The 516-nt window shown below is 33.7% G+C and carries 1 protein-coding gene; it reads right to left on the bottom strand.

The genetic code is table 11. The annotated features are described in order from the left end of the window. Positions 1-496: DUF819 family protein (locus tag GQX97_RS14605; RefSeq protein WP_232473459.1), on the bottom strand; the 496-nt coding region annotated here is incomplete at its 3' end. Positions 497-516: the final 20 nt, after the last annotated feature.

The raw sequence follows: 516 nt of genomic DNA, 5'->3' as shown, positions 1-516 counted from the left end.
CAGCAACTATTATCATTGCTATTGCTATTAATGAAGAAATCTCTTTAATGCTCCATTCTTTGCTTCCTAAAAACTCMCCCTGTCCATCATCTTTTGCAAGTTCTTCTTCTGTAAAAGAATAAGGCCAAATTTTATTAAACTGTTTTGATRCTTTTAATATAGGAGGAAGAGACATATAAAAAATAACAGCAGGTGTACCAACCACATAATCAGCAGCATTTGCAGCAGCTATTGCTTCTCTGCTGGTTCCTAATGCAGTAGCTATAGCAGTTAAATTTGGGCTTCCTCCTGTATAGCTTCCTACAAACATTCCAGCAACTTTCCAACCATCTTCTATTTCTTTTGCAAATATTAATCCAAAAAGAAAAGCCAAAAAAGAAACACTAAGAACAGAAACAAGCATAGCCACAAAAGGCTCTCTTGATAATTTTAGTAAAGCCTTAATATCAACCCCCATAAGTATTATAGATATTGATAATGGCATACAATATGTCAAAAATACTCCATATGCATTTT

Source organism: Brachyspira sp. SAP_772 (assembly GCF_009755885.1).
Lineage (GTDB): Bacteria > Spirochaetota > Brachyspiria > Brachyspirales > Brachyspiraceae > Brachyspira.
The sequence above is the reverse complement of the archived record's forward strand: the minus strand, read 5'-3'. Positions and strand labels throughout refer to the sequence as shown.